This is a genomic window from Sphingobacteriales bacterium, from assembly GCA_016711285.1.
In the GTDB taxonomy this organism is placed as follows: domain Bacteria; phylum Bacteroidota; class Bacteroidia; order Chitinophagales; family UBA2359; genus JADJTG01.
On record JADJTG010000009.1, the window covers coordinates 1 to 17,379 of the forward strand.

The 17,379-nt window shown below is 41.1% G+C and carries 17 protein-coding genes and 5 pseudogenes; 8 read left to right on the forward strand and 14 right to left on the reverse strand.

Annotated features, from left to right (window positions below; translation table 11 throughout):
- Positions 1 to 382: 382 nt before the first annotated feature.
- Genes IPL35_05725 through IPL35_05735 form a run of 3 tightly spaced genes read right to left on the reverse strand, consistent with a single transcriptional unit; the run spans position 383 to position 1,096 of the window.
- On the reverse strand, positions 383 to 541 hold the full coding sequence (locus tag IPL35_05725) for a peptide-methionine (S)-S-oxide reductase (protein MBK8442928.1): 159 nt from the start codon (positions 539 to 541) through the stop codon (positions 383 to 385).
- Positions 466 to 660 carry a hypothetical protein gene (locus IPL35_05730; protein MBK8442929.1) on the reverse strand — a complete coding sequence of 65 codons (195 nt, stop codon included), beginning with the start codon at positions 658 to 660 and terminating at the stop codon, positions 466 to 468. The genes IPL35_05725 and IPL35_05730 overlap by 76 nt, the downstream gene beginning before the upstream one ends.
- Positions 629 to 1,096, reverse strand: coding sequence for a peptide-methionine (R)-S-oxide reductase (locus IPL35_05735; protein ID MBK8442930.1), 468 nt, complete (start codon positions 1,094 to 1,096; stop codon positions 629 to 631). The genes IPL35_05730 and IPL35_05735 overlap by 32 nt, the downstream gene beginning before the upstream one ends.
- 241 nt (positions 1,097 to 1,337) lie before the next feature.
- On the opposite strand from IPL35_05735, the gene IPL35_05740 reads away from it, so the two are divergent.
- From IPL35_05740 to IPL35_05755, 4 genes and pseudogenes are all read left to right on the forward strand, one after another.
- Entirely contained in the window at positions 1,338 to 1,649 is a 312-nt protein-coding gene (locus IPL35_05740) for a hypothetical protein (protein MBK8442931.1), read from the forward strand.
- Between the two features lie 747 nt (positions 1,650 to 2,396).
- Complete coding sequence (locus IPL35_05745; protein MBK8442932.1) at positions 2,397 to 2,585, forward strand: hypothetical protein; 189 nt, start codon at positions 2,397 to 2,399, stop codon at positions 2,583 to 2,585.
- 156 nt (positions 2,586 to 2,741) lie between these two features.
- Complete coding sequence (locus IPL35_05750) at positions 2,742 to 2,921, forward strand: hypothetical protein (GenBank protein MBK8442933.1); 180 nt, start codon at positions 2,742 to 2,744, stop codon at positions 2,919 to 2,921.
- Between the two features lie 456 nt (positions 2,922 to 3,377).
- Positions 3,378 to 4,569 (forward strand): annotated as a pseudogene (locus IPL35_05755) (pyridoxal phosphate-dependent aminotransferase).
- Between the two features lie 131 nt (positions 4,570 to 4,700).
- Here the strand turns inward: IPL35_05755 and IPL35_05760 are convergent.
- The 5 genes and pseudogenes from IPL35_05760 to IPL35_05780 form a co-directional block, all read right to left on the reverse strand.
- Positions 4,701 to 5,620, reverse strand: a pseudogene (locus IPL35_05760) (SDR family oxidoreductase).
- 93 nt (positions 5,621 to 5,713) lie between these two features.
- Positions 5,714 to 7,018 carry a UDP-glucose/GDP-mannose dehydrogenase family protein gene (locus IPL35_05765; GenBank protein ID MBK8442934.1) on the reverse strand — a complete coding sequence of 435 codons (1,305 nt, stop codon included), beginning with the start codon at positions 7,016 to 7,018 and terminating at the stop codon, positions 5,714 to 5,716.
- Positions 7,019 to 7,213: 195 nt separating this feature from the next.
- A pseudogene (locus tag IPL35_05770) lies at positions 7,214 to 8,352 on the reverse strand (DegT/DnrJ/EryC1/StrS family aminotransferase).
- Between the two features lie 182 nt (positions 8,353 to 8,534).
- Complete coding sequence (locus IPL35_05775; GenBank protein MBK8442935.1) at positions 8,535 to 8,675, reverse strand: hypothetical protein; 141 nt, start codon at positions 8,673 to 8,675, stop codon at positions 8,535 to 8,537.
- Between the two features lie 242 nt (positions 8,676 to 8,917).
- Complete coding sequence (locus IPL35_05780) at positions 8,918 to 9,934, reverse strand: leucine-rich repeat domain-containing protein (GenBank protein MBK8442936.1); 1,017 nt, start codon at positions 9,932 to 9,934, stop codon at positions 8,918 to 8,920.
- 520 nt (positions 9,935 to 10,454) lie between these two features.
- Here IPL35_05780 and IPL35_05785 point away from each other — a divergent pair.
- Positions 10,455 to 10,973 (forward strand): RNA polymerase sigma factor, encoded by a 519-nt coding sequence (locus tag IPL35_05785; GenBank protein MBK8442937.1) that lies wholly within the window; start codon positions 10,455 to 10,457, stop codon positions 10,971 to 10,973.
- 49 nt (positions 10,974 to 11,022) lie between these two features.
- On the opposite strand, the gene IPL35_05790 is transcribed toward IPL35_05785, so the two are convergent.
- The 6 genes and pseudogenes from IPL35_05790 to IPL35_05815 all read right to left on the reverse strand — a co-directional run bounded on the left by IPL35_05790 (position 11,023) and on the right by IPL35_05815 (position 14,059).
- Positions 11,023 to 11,520, reverse strand: a complete 498-nt coding sequence (locus IPL35_05790) for a cytochrome c (GenBank protein MBK8442938.1) — start codon at positions 11,518 to 11,520, stop codon at positions 11,023 to 11,025.
- Positions 11,521 to 11,658: 138 nt separating this feature from the next.
- Positions 11,659 to 11,853 carry a hypothetical protein gene (locus IPL35_05795; protein ID MBK8442939.1) on the reverse strand — a complete coding sequence of 65 codons (195 nt, stop codon included), beginning with the start codon at positions 11,851 to 11,853 and terminating at the stop codon, positions 11,659 to 11,661.
- Positions 11,834 to 12,359: pseudogene (locus IPL35_05800) on the reverse strand (hypothetical protein). The gene IPL35_05795 and the pseudogene IPL35_05800 overlap by 20 nt, the downstream one beginning before the upstream one ends.
- Before the next feature lie 78 nt (positions 12,360 to 12,437).
- Entirely contained in the window at positions 12,438 to 13,262 is an 825-nt protein-coding gene (locus IPL35_05805; GenBank protein ID MBK8442940.1) for an apolipoprotein N-acyltransferase, read from the reverse strand.
- Positions 13,154 to 13,738 (reverse strand): hypothetical protein, encoded by a 585-nt coding sequence (locus tag IPL35_05810; GenBank protein ID MBK8442941.1) that lies wholly within the window; start codon positions 13,736 to 13,738, stop codon positions 13,154 to 13,156. The genes IPL35_05805 and IPL35_05810 overlap by 109 nt, the downstream gene beginning before the upstream one ends.
- 141 nt (positions 13,739 to 13,879) lie before the next feature.
- The gene (locus tag IPL35_05815; protein ID MBK8442942.1) at positions 13,880 to 14,059 is read right to left on the reverse strand and encodes a hypothetical protein; all 180 of its coding nucleotides are present in this window, start codon (positions 14,057 to 14,059) and stop codon (positions 13,880 to 13,882) included.
- Between the two features lie 246 nt (positions 14,060 to 14,305).
- Here IPL35_05815 and IPL35_05820 point away from each other — a divergent pair, with 246 nt between their 5' ends.
- The 3 genes and pseudogenes from IPL35_05820 to IPL35_05830 all read left to right on the forward strand — a co-directional run bounded on the left by IPL35_05820 (position 14,306) and on the right by IPL35_05830 (position 17,059).
- On the forward strand, positions 14,306 to 14,911 hold the full coding sequence (locus IPL35_05820; protein MBK8442943.1) for a hypothetical protein: 606 nt from the start codon (positions 14,306 to 14,308) through the stop codon (positions 14,909 to 14,911).
- Between the two features lie 42 nt (positions 14,912 to 14,953).
- Complete coding sequence (locus tag IPL35_05825) at positions 14,954 to 15,541, forward strand: hypothetical protein (protein ID MBK8442944.1); 588 nt, start codon at positions 14,954 to 14,956, stop codon at positions 15,539 to 15,541.
- A gap of 215 nt (positions 15,542 to 15,756) precedes the next feature.
- Positions 15,757 to 17,059: pseudogene (locus tag IPL35_05830) on the forward strand (serine hydroxymethyltransferase).
- The last annotated feature ends 320 nt before the right edge of the window (positions 17,060 to 17,379 follow it).

Consider the following 17,379-nt stretch of genomic DNA (forward strand, 5'->3'; position numbering starts at 1 on the left):
GCATATACTGCCCGCCGCGTCAAAACCACAATTTTATAATTTCTTTCCGTAAAAATATTGAGTAATGTAGCTGCCGATGTTTCGGAGCGCCCGCCATCACCAAAGTTGAAGAAAAAGAAGGATTTGTATTCATTGTGCTGCCGCTTTTATAAAAAAATACTATTTTTAAAAGTAAAAGAACACATTTTTTAAAATCAAACTACAATGTGTTTTTCTTTGAATACCTTTTGAAACTTCTCTACTTTGGGGCGCACCCACTGCCTGACAATAAGGCTGTGTGCCGCCGTCGTTGAAATAATTTTGATGATAATCTTCTGCTTTAAGTAAACACCTCAAAGGCTTGTACTTGGGTAACGACAGGTTAATAAAAACCTTTCGGCTTCTAACTCTTGCAACACTTTCTCTGAACCACTTTGAGGTGTTGGGCTCTTGCTGTGATAAAAATAACGGAGCGATACTGTGTGCCTATATCGCCGCCCTGACGGTTGAGGGTGGTGGGGTTTCGCATTGCCAGCAAAAACACCCGCAAAATTTCTTCCAATGAAATTTTTGAAGTATCGTGCTAATTTGAACCACTTCGGCGTGTCCGGGTGATTGCCGTTGCACACTTGGCGGTGCAAGCGGGTTTTTATAAAGCCGCCCGAAAATCCCGGACTCCACTTTTTTTCCACTCCCCGCAAACGTTGAAAACCGCCTCTATGCACCAGTAGCAGCCGCCGCCGAGCGTGTTCTGAGCCCTTTGTCGGCGACGCTTCAGTTGTGGGCGAAAAATTCCAGCGACAAAGAATTGACGCAATACTTCTCCCATACTGCAGTCGGTGATGCCATCATTAAAAATATGCCCTAGATGCTCGAAGCTGCATGCGCACACACAATTTCGGTGCGCAGACATGCGATTTATCCAAGCGTTGCAGAATTTTTTCCGCCTTTGATTTCGCGGTCGAAACTCGGGCCAGCCACAATGCGACTCGCTAAATTTCATTTCGTCCGAAAATAAAGCATTTGGACAAGCGGTACAATGATAAGTGCTCTTTTCGTGGTGCAAATTAAACTTACCGCCAAACGGACGCTTCTGTTCCCGCGTTTCCTCGCGCAACACATCATATTGTTCGCTGAGCCAGCCCGCTTATCTGGCTTCTATTTTTCTATGGAAAACGGGAGGATTTCTTTTTTGCCTCATATTGCTGATAGATGAATAAGGAATTAAAACAATGAAGATAGATAAAGGCATATTTTGCGCTTAAGTAAAATACTAACCGTTTAGTGATGTATCTGTTGTGGAGTTTATTTAAGAAGAATAATAAATTGTTGGTCATCAATTTTTATTTTTTTCAAAGTTGATATTTTTATTCGAATACAGCCCATTATCTTTTGCTCAAGCCACTATTCCCTACAGCATCCCTATTCATTCATTGCCCGAAGTTGCCATTCATAGCCCGCGTGCTACCCCTTCACCGCCACCTCATTTGCTCCATATTTTTTACTCTGATCTGTTGCCGCCTCAGTCGCCACCGCAGTTGTTGAGCGAAAATACTCCTTTTTATCCGCCACTACGGAGCAGGAACGTCTTGCCACCCCTTCTTTTCGGGGAACGGCGGCGCAGCATACCGCCCTCTTTGCTCAATGGCTTCAATCTGCAAAGCCCATGAATGGTGTAAGCGAGCTTTGTTGCCGGCGTTTTTTTTGAGCAAATAGCAGAATACGGCGGCAACGGCGCGGTGGGGCAGTGGGGCAGTGGGTGCGAGGTGCATTTCAGTACGTTTCCGCGTTGAACGACGCAATAACGAGCTACGCTATACCTGCAAAGCGGCAGTTTATCATTAATAACAACAGGCGGCAGCCGCCTATGCCACAGGTGATGCAAAACGCTTTGCCCTTCGTTTAAAAAACTTTGCCCGCAGCACCGACAACGATTTTACCTACGACAACTCTCTTTACCCAATCAGCCGCGTGTTCGTTGAAAAGCGCAGCAAACACACCCTGCCGCTTTGGGCAGTGCCATACTTTGCCGTAAATAATGCCGATATTCGCAAATGTATGTATTGCGTCAGTTATATAGCGCCATATCTCGCCTTACTTTGGCACAAACACTTTCGCAGGGCGGTGCAGCACGACCGCAACTGGCACGGCGGTATCCGGGTTGGCAGCATCTCTTATATGGCTAACGCAATACCGCTTTTAATTATTTTTACGAAAACATTATTATCGGATAGAGTATAAGATGGTATGGATGCTACCAACCGTCGTCCTTCCTTTCCTTTTGAAAATGAATGGAACTATCATCAGCGGCAACATAAATAGCGTTGAGTTTGCAAAGCAACATCAAAAGGAACATACTTGGTTTATACAGCACAACGCAATACGGGAGTGCCTTTAGTCGCTTATTCCTTTGACTTTTGGCTCCCAACAAAAGCCTTGCCTATCGTTTCAATGCGGTAGCACACAGCACCCGCTTTTGCCTCCTCATGCCCGGGGTCAATAGGTCTTTCGTGGCAGTTGAAAAAGACTTGTTGCGTATCTATGCCAATGCAGAACGTCATTATCGCCAGCCCACACTCAACGATTTATTTTGGCAGCCGGGGTAATCCTGATTTGAAGCCGGAAAGCGGTTATGCGCAAGAAATAGGAATAAGCGGGAAAACGGAAAAATAGAGGACTTATCAGTAGTGTGTATAGGAATCGCGTGAAAGATTGGATAGTATGGCTGCCCTTGAACGGAGTTTTTATTTTCGCCGCAAAATTTGCAGCGGGTGGAGCAGGGAGCAGAAGCAGAAATAACGCTGGCACGCCCTCAGCCCCGTTGGAGCTGGCAATGGAAAATAGCAGCAGATGGCGGTAAAAGCACACAATTCACATCATACTTCGGCAAATGTTGCCGAGTGGGGGAAAACAACTTCCCTATACACCGCAGTGGAAACTAAGGCAACATTTTACCTTGATATTTAAAGCGTTTGTCGCTCACTTATACGCTGCAGCGCGTGAGCAAAAGCTATACCGATACCCGCAATACAACTTGGTTACAGCCTTATCTTTTACAATATATTGCTTTGTATTATCCTTGGTGTTTTCTTCCAAAGAATTGCATATATAGGTTTGAAAATCAACAATATAACCAATGAAAACTATCAGATTATTGCACAACGCCCCTTGCCCGGACGCTCTATAGAAATAGATGTGAAACTGCAATACAATATGAAAGCCATACGACACAGCAAAAAGAATTAATCCCTTACTGCAACTTGCGAAAGCAGGAAAATTTACTACCTTTGCCTTGTTGCGAAATAAAAATAGTTCTTATCTATTTAGAGTGCTCTTATTGGTAGCAGCGTTTTTTTTGTATTGAATTTTTTTAAAAACATCGTTATACTGTAAAATATATGCCCAAAGTTTCTCAAAAAGGCAGTACCATGCCGCCTTCGCCCATTCGCAAATTAATGCCTTATGCTGATGCAGCCAAGCAACGCGGCGTACATATTTATCATTTGAACATCGGACAGCCCGACATCAAAACGCCGCAGGTGGTGATGGACGCTGTGCATGATTTCAATGCCGAAGTGCTGGAATATTTGCCTTCGCAGGGCAGTTTGTCGTATCGTCAAAAGCTGTGCGGCTACTACGAAAGTGTGGGTGTGAAGGTGCGTGCGCAGGATATTATGGTGACAACGGGCGGTTCAGAGGCTTTGTATTTCGGTTTGTTTTCGTGCTTAGATGAAGGCGATGAAATTATTATTCCTGAGCCTTTTTATGCCAATTACAATGGTTTTTCTACGGCGGGCGGTATTCATATCAAGGCTATCAGGGCAAAAATTGACGATGGTTTTGCTCTGCCGCCCATTGATGAATTTGAACGCCTCATCACTCCCCGCACCAAAGCTATTTTAATTTGCAATCCCAACAACCCGACAGGGTATTTATACTCAAAAGCGGAGTTGGAGCGTTTGCGCGATATTGCTTTGCGCCACGATTTATTTTTGTTTTGCGATGAGGTATATCGTGAGTTTTGTTACGATGGCACGCACCACACTTCTATTTTATCACTCGATGGTTTAGACCAACACGCCATTGTTATCGATTCTATTTCTAAAAGATACAGTGCCTGCGGTGCGCGTTTGGGGGCTTTGGTGAGCCGTAATGAAGCGGTTATTGCCACAGCACTCAAATTTGCACAGGCACGCCTGAGTCCTCCTACTTTTAGCGAAGTGGCAGCCGAAGCCGCTTTGCGTACACCGTCTTCTTATTTTGAAGAGGTAAAAAAAGAATACACCCAACGCCGCGATACTTTGTGGAGGGTTGCGCAGCATAGAAGGGGTAGTGTGTCCTAATCCGGGTGGGGCTTTTTATATTATGGCGCGCTTGCCGATTGATGATTGTGACCATTTTTGCCAATGGATGCTGGAATCTTTCAGCTATCAGGGAGCAACGGTGATGATGGCTCCGGGCAGTGGTTTTTATTCGCAGCCTGAGTTTGGAAAAAAAGAAGTACGTATTGCTTATGTGCTCAACGAAACCGATTTGAAGGCGGCAGTAGCTTGCTTGCGCGAGGGGCTGAAGGCGTATCAGAATCGCTAAAATATATTGTCAGGATATTTTTTTTAAAAGGAAGGTATTGAAAACCTTTAAAAATGAAAAACCGCTTACTCTTTTTTTGGAGTAAGCGGTTTTTTTATAAAAATAATGAATAAACGTGTTTGTTCTACGAATTACAATACCTTTTTAAAATAATCGTAAGTAATTTTCATACCTTCCAAACGGCTGTATTTCGGCTCCCAACCCAAAATGGTTTTGGCACGGGTGATGTCGGTTGGCGCACTTTCGGGTCGTCAACGGGCAGCGGGCGATACTCTATTTTAGAGGGCGAGCCTGTGAGCGACAACACCTCTTCGGCGAGTTGATGTAGCGGAATTTCATCAGGATTGCCGATATTTACAGGTAGATGGTAGTTGCTCAACAACAAACGATAAATGCCTTCAACCAAATCATCTACATAGCAAAAAGAGCGTGTTTGTGAGCCATCGCCGAATACGGTGAGGGGTTTGTTTTCCATTGCCTGACTGAAAAATGCAGGCAGTGCGCGTCCGTCATCTAAGCGCATACGCGGTCCATAAGTGTTGAAAATGCGCACAATACGTGTTTCCAAACCGTGATAGGTATGATACGCCATCGTCATTGCCTCCTGAAATCGCTTGGCTTCGTCATACACACCGCGCGGTCCTACCGGATTTACATTGCCCCAGTATTCCTCGTGCTGCGGATGAATGAGGGGGTCGCCATATACTTCGGAGGTGCTGGCAACCAAGATGCGTGCATTTTTCGCTTTTGCCAAACCCAATAAATTGTGCGTACCCAAAGAGCCTACTTTCAGTGTTTGAATGGGCATTTTGAGATAATCAATGGGGCTGGCGGGCGAAGCAAAATGTAAAATATAATGCAAATCACCCGGCACATGCACGAATTTGGAAACGTCGTGGTGATAAAATTCAAAATCTTTTCGCGGAAAAAGATGCTCTATATTGCGCAAATTACCGGTGAGCAAATTGTCCATACCAATTACTTGGTATCCTTCTTTCAGAAAGCGGTCGCACAGGTGTGAGCCTAAAAATCCTGCTGCGCCGGTAATCAAAACCCTTTTTGCATGGGTGAAAAAATTATTTACTTGGTATAGAAGATGTTATATTTTTTATGTAAAAATTGCCGTAAACCGGAATTTAGCCGTTTAATGATTTCTGCCGATACTCGTGTAAGCAAAGCCCAAACCTTCCATATCATTGACGGCGTACAGGTTACGACCGTCAAAAATAATCTTTCTTTTCATTTTTTGCGCCATGCGCTCAAAATTTGGTGAGCGGAATACGTTCCATTCTGTCATAATGATGAGTGCATCGGCATTTTCGGTGGCATCGTACTGGTTGGCGGCATATTTAATTTTATTACCAAAAATCGCTTCTACGTTTTTCATAGATTCGGGGTCAAAAACGGTAATATCTGCGCCATCTTGCAGGAGTTGTTCAATAACGTACAAAGCGGGGGCTTCGCGAATATCATCGGTGTTGGGTTTAAAACTCAAGCCCCATACGGCTACTTTTAAATCTTTCAAATTGCCGCCGAAATACTGCCGGATTTTAGCTACCATACGCTCACGCTGTTTTTGATTGACATCAATAACAGAATTGAGAATTTTGAAGTCGTACTCGTATTCTTTGGAAGTTTTTACCAATGCCAACACGTCTTTCGGAAAGCAAGAGCCGCCATATCCTACACCCGGAAACAAAAACCGCTTACCGATGCGCGAATCGCTGCCGATACCCAAGCGCACATTGTCCACATTGGCTCCTACTGCTTCGCACAGGTTCGCCATTTCGTTCATAAAGGAGATGCGTGCTGCCAAATAGGAGTTGGCGGCGTATTTGGTAAGCTCCGAAGAGCGTTCGTCCATAAAATAAATGGGATTGCCCTGACGGATATAGGGTTCGTAGAGGCGTTGCATAATTTTGCGGGCGCGTTCGCTGCTAGTTCCCACCACTACGCGGTCGGGTTTCATAAAATCTTCTACGGCAGCACCTTCGCGCAAAAATTCGGGGTTGGAAACCACATCTACATCATTTGTATAATATTGGCTGATAACGGCTTTCACTTTTTCTGCCGTACCCACCGGCACAGTGCTTTTATTGACGATAACTTTGTAATCTTTGAGCAGACGGGCAATGTCGGCTGCCGCGCGTAGGATATACGACAAATCAGCCGAGCCATCTTCGCCCGGAGGTGTAGGCAAAGCCAAAAATACCACTTCTGCTTGTTCAATACCTTCTGCCAAAGAAGTGGTAAAATGAATGCGACCTTGTCGGATATTGCGCTCCAGAATAATATCTAAACCCGGTTCATAAATAGGAATACCGCCCGAGCAGAGCAATTCCACTTTTTTCTCGTCTATATCTACGCAAGTCACATTATTGCCGGTTTCTGCAAAACAAGTTCCCGTCACCAAACCTACATAGCCTGTACCAATTACTGCGATTTTCATCTAATGTATAAAAATATGTATTAAAAAAATATGAATAATAAAACCAATATTGTTCCTTTTTACTTTGATATTTAAAAGTATATAAAGTTACAAATCATCTCAAAAAAAATTAAAAATTGTTAATATATTAGTAGTTTTTTAATTTAATTTTTTATTTTTAAATATCTAAAAACCAATGTTTTGTATTGATTGAGTTTATTCGTTTTTATAAAGCAGGGTATGATACAGGCAATGCAATAATGTTTCGCTGATAAATTTGATTTGTGCTTCATTCATTTCGCTGTGCATAGGCAGCGAGATAGTATGTGCCGCCGCCGCTTCTGCCACCGGAAAATCACCTTTTTTGTACCCCAAATAAGCAAAAGCACGGTTGAGGTGCATCGGATACGGGTAGTAAATCATAGTAGGTACACCTGCTTGTTCTAATTGTTGTTTTAAAATATCGCGGTTTTTGTTTCGGACAGTAAGCGTATATTGATGAAAAACGTGTGTGCTGTAAGGAGCGCGATAAGGTATCGTGATGTTGTCCTCCGCTTGTCGGAAATATTGGTCGTATTGGTCGGCAGCTGCTTGGCGTGCAGCGATATAGGTATCTAATTTCTTGAGTTTTGCGTTCAGCACCACCCCCTGAAAACTATCCAAACGCGAATTGATCCCTATAATATCCGAATGATATTTTTGCAACTGACCGTGATTGCAGACCATTTTGAGCTGTTGGGCGAGTGTATCATCATTACAAAATATAGCTCCTGCATCGCCGTAAGCACCCAAATTTTTGGAAGGATAAAAAGAGGTGCAACCGATATGCCCCATTGTGCCGCTTTTGGTGCGTTTGCCATCGCTGAAGGTATAATCTGCGCCGATGGATTGGGCGTTGTCTTCAATTACATATAATTGGCGGCGGGTGGCAATGTCTAAAATTTGCTCCATAGCGGCGCATTGACCGTACAAATGCACCGCATAATGCAGCGGGTACGCGGTGTGATGGCGGCTTCTATCAAATCGGGGTTGATATTGAAGGTCTGTGGATCAATATCTACAAAAACGGGTTTAAGGTGCAGCAATGCAATGACTTCGGCAGTGGCTACAAACGTAAAAGGGGTGGTAATGATTTCGTCGCCGGCTTGCAGCGGCAGTGCCATCAGTGCGGCTTGGAGGGCATCAGTGCCGTTGGCGCAAGGAATAACATGTTTAGAGCCGAGATAATCCGCCAAACGTGCGGTAAACTCTGCTACAACGGGACCATTAATAAAAGCACCGCTTTCTAAAATTTGTTCAAAACCTGCTGCTACTTCTGCTCTGATTCCTTCATATTGGCGGCGCAAATCCACCATTTGTATTTTTCCATATCTATATTTACCTTCTTATATTGCTGCTTTAAAATTAGGCGTGCAAATATAGGGCTTTTTCAGGCGTTTATTGAAAAAAACGGTAAATTTTTGCTTTTTAAAAAAGTTTTTATACAAGCGGTGGTTCCTTTAAATGGCTTTTTTTAGAGGGCGGTTATTATGAGTGATTATGAAGCATAGCTGCTGCTACGCGGCGGCTCGCTGTGGTCGGAGGGGCGCATCAGGCGTTCGTTGTTGCGCTGATGTATTTCGCTTTTTGCCATAAATTGTTCAAATTGCTCTTTTTCAATACCAAATAATAACATCATAGCCTCTAAATGCAATAACATATTGTGTACTACTAACCAATGTTTGCGGCTTTCATAAGTATTATTATAGGATTGAATATTATGCGAGTAGGGTCGGTTTTTCCCAATACATCAGATTTAAAAATTCTGACAAATATTGCTGGTACAATGCCAAGTCCATAGAGTCGCACAATTCGGCTTCAATAATAATTCCTTTTTCGGAGGCGGTGGTAGTAATTACGGCATCTACTTTTTTACTTCCTTCAAAACCAAGGCAAATAACTGAAATAAAACATCAATGCCGAAGTCCAAAAAGTGGCAGGAGCTTCTATTTTTCTGATGTTGATTTTTTTGCCTTCTATCAATTTGGCTTCACAGCGCAGGTAGTGTTTTAATGCAAAAATACCCTGTTGAGCCACTTCTAAAGGAGGAAATATGAGGGGGTTTTGCTCTACTTCAATATTTTTTAGTTTGAATAAATTGACTAAATGTCGTGGCAGTTTTTGGATTTTGTTGTTATTGAGCAATAATTCCTGTAAGGCAGATAATTCACAAATGGCTTCAGGCAAATTGTCGAGACTGTTGTCTTTTAAAGAAAGGCTTTGTAATTGTGTCAGGTTTTCAATGCTCGAAGGGAGCACATCTATTTGGTTGTGGTTGAGGTGGAGGTGGCGCAAGTTTTTTAAGTGGCTGATGCTCTCGGGAAAAACCCACAATCGGTTGTAGCTCAAATTGAGGGATATTAATTGTTGTAATTGTGCAAAACCCGAAGGCAGTTGTACTAAGCGGTTTTGAGAGACATCTAAATGCTTCAATGCCCTCAAGCCGCCGATAGAAGCGGGCAATTGAGTAAGCGCATTGTTATTTATTTCTACATATTCTAATTTTTTGAGTTGTCCGAAAATGTCGGGTAATTTTTTCAGTTGGTTGCCGTTGGCGATAAAATGCCGTAATTGTTGGGCTTTGCTCAAAGTAGCAGGCAAGGAACTGAGTTCATTGTTTTCGAGGTCAATGATTTCTAAATGAGGCAGTAAGAAGAGGTCGTCGGGCAGTTGGCGGATTTGGTTATATTCCAATCGCAACACTTTGAGGTTGTGCAATTGTGAAATTTGGGGCGGCAATTCGGTAAGTTCATTATCGCTCAAATCCAACTCCTCCAAATGTACTAAATCCTCAATCTCAGGCGGCAAATGCCGGATACCCTTATTATCCAACGATAAACAGCGTGCGCCACTATCACAGGCTTGACGGATAGCAACCAGTAGCTCGTATTGGTTCATAGCAATATTTTGTGTAATAAAGTTTACTTCTCTTTATAGTTCAGGCGGTAAAATTAATTGTAATATTATGATGCTGTAAGGCACTTATTGTCTAAATCGTTTATATATATTACAATTATTCATATTGCGAGCTACGCAACACTATCTTTGATAGCGGCAGGCTGTCATTTTAATAAAAAAAACTGTCATTTTGTCGTTTTTCTTATTGTGGTTAGGTTTTTGATAGCAATAGAATATTAGAGACAGATATTTAACAGGAGCAACATATATTTTTTATTATAAAATAACACAAATAATTGCAAGGTTTTTATAAAGTGTTAATTTATTTTAAATAAATCATTATAATTAAAGAATGTATCATTTTATCCCCGATTAGTCGTTATATTTGTACGATAAAATAATACAATATTACGGCTGTTTGATAAAGAATAACTGCAATATTTGTATCTCTATTGTTTCTTGTTTATTTTATTTATTAAGTGTAATTAGGTTTGTTCATTGAATTAAAATTTAGAAAATTATGACAGCAGTAGATTTTAAAACCTCGGTAGTAAATAGTTGTAATAAATTGCGTCCGTTTGCCATCAGTTTGACTAAAAATTCGGAAGATGCGCAGGATTTATTGCAAGAAACAGCATACAGAGCCTTAGTTAATGAAAATTTGTTCAAAGAAAATACAAATTTGAAAGCGTGGTTATTTACCATCATGCGCAATATTTTCATCAATAACTACCGCCGCAAAGTAAAACACAACACCATCATTGATACTTCTGATAATACTTTTTTGTTGGATTCAAAGGCTGATGCCCCCGTTTTGGGTAATGCCGCCGAAGTAAACTTTATGATGGAGGATATTCACAGTAGTATTAATCTACTTTCGGAGGAGTATCGTTTGCCATTTATGATGCACTACGAAGGATTTAAGTATCAGGAAATTGCGGACAAACTCCAAGTGCCGCTCGGCACGGTGAAAAGCCGTATCTTTTTTGCAAGAAAAGAATTAAAAGAAAGACTGAAAATTTACCACAAAGCGGTATAAAGCAACAAAAGCCTCTGCTGACGACACGAAAGCAGAGGCTTTTGTTTTTTTAGTCTGCGGGATTCTGTCGGGCGCGGGCGGCTTGCTCCACGCTCACCGTGCCGCCACCATTATCAAATTCGTTCAAAATATAGGTAATTACCGCCGACAACTCTTCGTTGCTCAGGTCGGGTACGGGCGGCGGCATTGCTTGTTGGTAACTTACGCCATTTACTACAATGGTTTCGTGCATACCGTTGGCAGTGCCGTGTATCGCTTTTTCTAAATTTTTTGCCAAAAAGTCAGATTGCACCAAAGGCGGAAAAGTACCTTCAATGCCGTTGCCGTTTTCTAAATGGCAAATCGCACAGCGTTTATTGTATATTTTTTTGCCCTGCGCCAATACTTGCTGCAAGTCGGTGGTGGCGGTGCTGCTGCTGTCGGTAGCGGCAGGTGTGCTTGGGTGCTTGTCGGAAGTGTGCGGCGGAGTTTCGGAGCAACTTATCCATAACAAACTCCAGCAAAAAATCATTACACTCCCTTTCAAAATAGGCGGAAATTTTATCATCTATCGTTTTGCCGCTTTGTGAAGGCGGGATTTTTTAGCACAAATGTTAATAAAATGTACAAAGCTTGAATTTAGCACTCCACTTTCATAGAAGCACCAAACCTCGCTTTTGCAAAACGGCTGTTATGCACATTACTCTTAAACTTTTTCACTTTTAGATTTAGTTCTTATTCTTCCTTTTATTTCATTCGATTTAGATTTCTTTTTGTTTTTGAAATACTCACTCAGTTTTTGTTCATCTTCTTTAGTCAATGAACCTAAACCGCCAATATAATCTACGTCTAAAAATTCTCTTTTATTCTTCATGATGTCTTTATTTAAAATATTTACCAATTAATTTTAATGCTGATTGAGTTTCAATTATCATAATTCTACCACCGAAATGAAAACGCTCCTAAACTCTTTTTATAATACTCTACTAAGTGAGTTTTCGATAAAAAAGATATATTTCCTTCAAAACCTCTTTGGAACGAAACTTTACATGCAAAAGCGACTAAATTACCAGCAACACCAGCATAAACTTTTTCTTTACCTCTATTGAAAGGTGCATTCTCCACTAAATGCATATAAACGTGGTCTTCTTTAGTTTCAATACTTAATAATCCTTGTATAATGGTAGGATTTCCAACAATAGTTAATTTGAAAATTTCTCTCTCAGGATGTTTAAATTCACTCTTCCAATCAAATAACCAACCTTTATTTTTAGTTACATTTTTTAATTCTTCTTTTAATAAAATTGATACTTCTGTTGCAAAATTATCTCCTGTAATAACATTCTCAATAGAGTTTGTTAGTTTATCTATTTCAAAGTATAGTCCTATGTTTTTAATTCTACCCATTCAGCCAATTTACATCTTTTTTTGTAATAGTATTGTGCCTATCAATAACTTTTATTTCTTTAATCCGACAAAAAAAAATCAGACGGTGCGCGACAGATTCCGGCGATTTGATTTTTTTATCATTATCAGCAGCAAAATTAATACCACGCCCACACCGCAAGCTATTTTGTAAATATAATCTCCAAAACGCACATAAAAAGTAAGAGCTTCGTTGGCATAGAGCGTGTCTTTGATTACTTTTTCTTCGTCGTAGTTGGTGGCTTGGCGTATGATGCCGCGCTGGTCAATAAAACACGAAATGCCCGTGTTGGCAGAGCGGGCAATGTCGCGGCGTGTTTCAATAGCACGCAGCGAAGCATAATGCAAATGCTGTCGGTGCCCGGGCGTGTTGCCCCACCAACCGTCATTGGTGATAATAAAGATAGCGTTTGCGCCTTTTTTGATATATTCGGTGCAATACTCCCCATAAATGGATTCGTAGCAAATAACGGGAGCTACGCCGATACCGTCTTTTCCGATAAAAGCAGTTCGCTCGGTTTGTGTGCCCAAACTACCTGCTATGCCGCCTAAATCAATGGCGAAATTATCCAAAAATTTGAACAAAAACGGATAAGGCATACGCTCCACACCGGGTACTAATTTGGATTTGTAATAAAATTGCGGCTGCTGTGTGCCTTGCATCTGCACCGCCGCATTGAAGGCATCGTAGAAATGATTGCTGCCGCGCAAAGGTCGGGCGGTGGCGGTTTTTCCTTTGCCCTCTGTATAATACTCCAAAAGCGTAAGCCCTGCCACTAATTGCAGTTGTGGGCGTTGTTGCAGCCATTGAGCAATGCGCCGCGATTGCAACTCCTGAAAAAAGTCGCGCCGCCAAACGGAGTTCGGAATAGAGGTTTCAGCCATACCATATAAGTGATATGTTCGGTGCAGATGCTGTCGGAAAGCTGAATAAAACGCTCCAATTGCTGTTGTGCGAGTTGCGGCTCAAATTTTTCGTTATAAGGGTCAATATTGGGCTGCAAAACGGCTACTTCTATGGCTTTTCCTTGCTCGCTATAACTATAATATATCGCCAAAGACACCAACACAGGCAACAAAAACAACAAAGCGGGCTTCCATACCAACTGAATATATGCTTTTATGGCATCGGGAAAATTGCGGATAAGCGGCGGTTTTTGGGTAAAATGAAGGGCTTGTTCGCAGATGAGTATATTGAGCAGCAATACCCACAGCGTACCGCCCGCCACGCCGGTATATTCGTACCACTGCACCAATGCCGGATAATAGGCAAATACATTGCCGAGCGTGAGCCAAGGCCAGCTGAGTTCCCAGTTCAGGTGCAGGTATTCAAAAAGCAAGCCGCGCCATAATGAAGGCAACGTAGGCAAAAGTTTTGTTCAAGCCAGCCGCGCCCGATGCAACACATACAAGGGCACACACATAAAAGCAGGTTGAGCGTAAAAGCAAGAACAGAACCCGCAAAGCATTTTTTACCCACCACGTTACCGCTATATTCCATATCAAAAAAATACATAGCAATATCCGAAATAAGCACGACCCGAAAGGCGGCGGCGAAAAGCAGCTTCTTCGAGCAAAAACAGCGGAATCCACGCCGTAAATATCAAAGGAAATAAAGGTAATTCGCTCCACGCCAAAGTAGCCGATACAGCCCCTGCCAATGCCAATAACAAATAACGCATAGAAGATAACTTAAAATTTTTTGAACCTCGGCAAAAATAGCGCGAAATATCAGTTTTTGTACCTTTATTGACCATTTTGATAATGCAGGGACTTGCACACATTGTAATGCTTGAGGGGAAGTTTTGTTTTGATAATAAGTATGAAATATTTTTTATCTTAGAACGTTATGAAAGCAAAAATAACAAGGACTTAGCCAAAACTATATAAGCATTGATTTTTCAAAAGGAACACCCAACCCTGAAAAAGTGCAAGCAGCCAGCAATGAAGTAGCCGCCGCACAGACGGCATCAATAACTTGCAATAAAAGAAGCAATCAAAAATTTATGAAAAAGATACTGTTTTTTCTACTATTTTTTATAAGTATATCAAATATTTATGGGCAAGGCTCTTGGAATGGGAGATTTTATTTTAATTTAATTTATAAAAACAGAATTGTTACAACAAAAGATTTCTTAGATAGAAAAATTAAATTATTGTCAAATTCTTTAGAAAGCAGCCGTATCCCACTTCACTATGATACTACATATAATTGTTTTATATATGATTCACACTCTATAACAGAATATAGATGTTTTTACCTACAAACAGAAAAAGATACTGTAAAGATTATATTTCCCGGATTAGGCGAGAAGGTTATAATGGCAAAATCCCCAATTATTATACAAGGTAATTTATTATATGATTATTCTTCTTCTCAAATTATGGATTTTGTTGGAAACAATAATTCTACGATTATATCAAAAGATCTTCATCATATTTTTTATTTTGACTCACCTGAAAAAGAAAAATTAGTAATAAAAAAAAATGATTTCAGGTACTTAGAAGAAATTAAAATTGAAGAAGACGAATAAAAGTATGAGTTTTAAATCTATAAAAGAAGCAATCAAAAATTTATGAAAAAGATACTATTTTTTCTACTATTTTTTATAAGTATATCAAATATTTATGGGCAAGGCTCTTGGAATGGGAGATTTTATTTTAATTTAATTTATAAAGATAGCCTTATTGATTTTAATTTAATTCATAAAGATAGCTTTATGAATTTTATTTTTCATAAAGATAGCCTTATTACTAAAAGAGATTTCTTAGGTGGAAAAATTAAATTATTGTCAAATGATTTAGAAAGCGATACTTCACTTAGCTATGATACAACATATAATTGTTTTATATATAATTCGCACTCCACAACAGTATATAGATATTTTTACCTACAAACAGAAAAAGATACTGTAGAAATTATATTTCCCGGATTAGACGATAGGGCTATAATGACAGAATACCCAATTATTATACGGGGCAATTTATTATATAATTATTATTCTTCTCAAATTATTGATTTTCTTGGAAATAATAATTCTACGATTATATCAAAAGATCTTTATCATATTTTTTATTTTGACTCACCTGAAAAAGAAAAATTAGTAATAGAAAAAGATGATTTCAGGTACTTAAAAGAAATTAAAATTGAAGAAGACGAATAAAAATATGAGCTAAATATAATAATAATACAAGCAAAACTCTGATTGTTATTAGTGATATTATAGTGTTGTTATATTGCTCTCACTTCTTATCCAAGCAGGAAAACCAGAACTTCAATCGGGACATTTTTATTTGGTAGAACTTGGATAGCAATAAAAGCAAAATTCAAAAAACATTGTCAAAGAAATTATGAATGTGCTTCTCTTAGTGTGTTGAAATGTTTTCTGTTTTTTGTCAATTCTATACCATACCTCTATTTTTAAAACTCTTGTTTTGTTGCCATAATCTATCCCTAAAAAAACACTATCTTTGCGCTCATTATTTCAAAAAGTGTTTTATTATTTTTTTTATCCATGCAAATAGATTCTTTAGTTTTCTATCCATCGAAGAAAAAGGCGTCTGCGCCAGCGTCATAGGTGTGGAGCTTATTGCCTCCGAAAATTTCGTAAGTGAACAAGTGATGCAGGCAATGGGCAGTGTACTTACCAACAAATACGCCGAGGGCTTGCCCAATAAACGCTACTACGGCGGCTGTGTGCATGTGGACGAGGTGGAGCTTTTGGCGATTGAAAGACTGAAAGAATTATTTGGTGCAGCGTGGGCAAATGTGCAGCCGCATGGCGGAGCGCAAGCCAATGCTTCAGTGATGTTGGCGGTGCTTTCCCCGGCCCGGCGACCCTATTTTGGGCTTTGACCTTGCTCACGGCGGTCATCTCACACGGTTCTGCGGTCAATTTTTCAGGAAAACTCTATCGCCCGCAGTTCTATGGCGTGGGCCGGATGCGGACTGATTGATGGATAAAGTAGCTGCCAAAGCGCGGGAGGGTGTGCCCCAAGCTCATTATTTGCGGTGCTTCGGCGTATTCCCGCGATTGGGATTATGCCCGTTTTCGCGCCATTGCCGACGAAGTAGGGCTTTGTTGCTCGCCGATATTGCCCACCTGCGGGGCTTATCGCTACTAAAATGCTCAACAACCCTTGCCACATTGCCATATTGTGAGCAGCACTACCCACAAAACGTTGCGCGGTCAAAGGCGGAATTATTATGATGGGTAAAGATTTTGACAATCCTGTTTCAGCATCACCACTCCCAAAGGCGAAATTCGCTCTATGAGCAACTTGTTGGACAGTGCCGTTTTCCCGGGTACGCAGGGAGGTCCTTTTGGAGCATCTAATTGCCGCCAAAGCGGTTGCCTTCCACGGGCGTTGAGCGAAAGATTATATCACCTATTGCCGTCAGATTATCGCCTACGCCAGGCCTTAGCCACCAGATTGTTGCGCGCAGTTGTCGCATTATTTCGGGCGGCGCTTCTGTTCATTGCTCTGATAGATGCATCAGAGAAAGTTTCGGGTAAAAGACGAAAGTGCTTTGGGCGGAAGCCGAAATTACGGTAAATAAAATATGATCTGGCGATGCGCTCGCCGACTAGTTCGCCGGTATTCGCATTGGCACCTCTGCCGTCACCACGCGCGGCCTTATGAAGAAAAAGCCGACATACCCTTAATCGTTGATTGGATAGAACATCATCAGCAACCCCGATAACGAAGCTGTAAAAAAGCCAAAGAGGTTCACGATAAAATGGAGGCCACGCTGCCTTTGTTCGCTTGGTGGCGGTGATGAATTGATAAGACCAATTTTGATTTATCCGTAACGCACTATGAAGCTGTGGATTACGGTTTTTTATGTTCAAAGCATTTGTGTGGAGCATACCCCAACTTTGACAAGTTCCAACTACGTCAAGTTCATCTCTTCATTATCGTAGGCATTGGTGCATTTGTCGTGGGCATTGGTGCATTTGTCGTGGGTACTGTTACATCTGTCGTGGGCACTGTTGCGTTT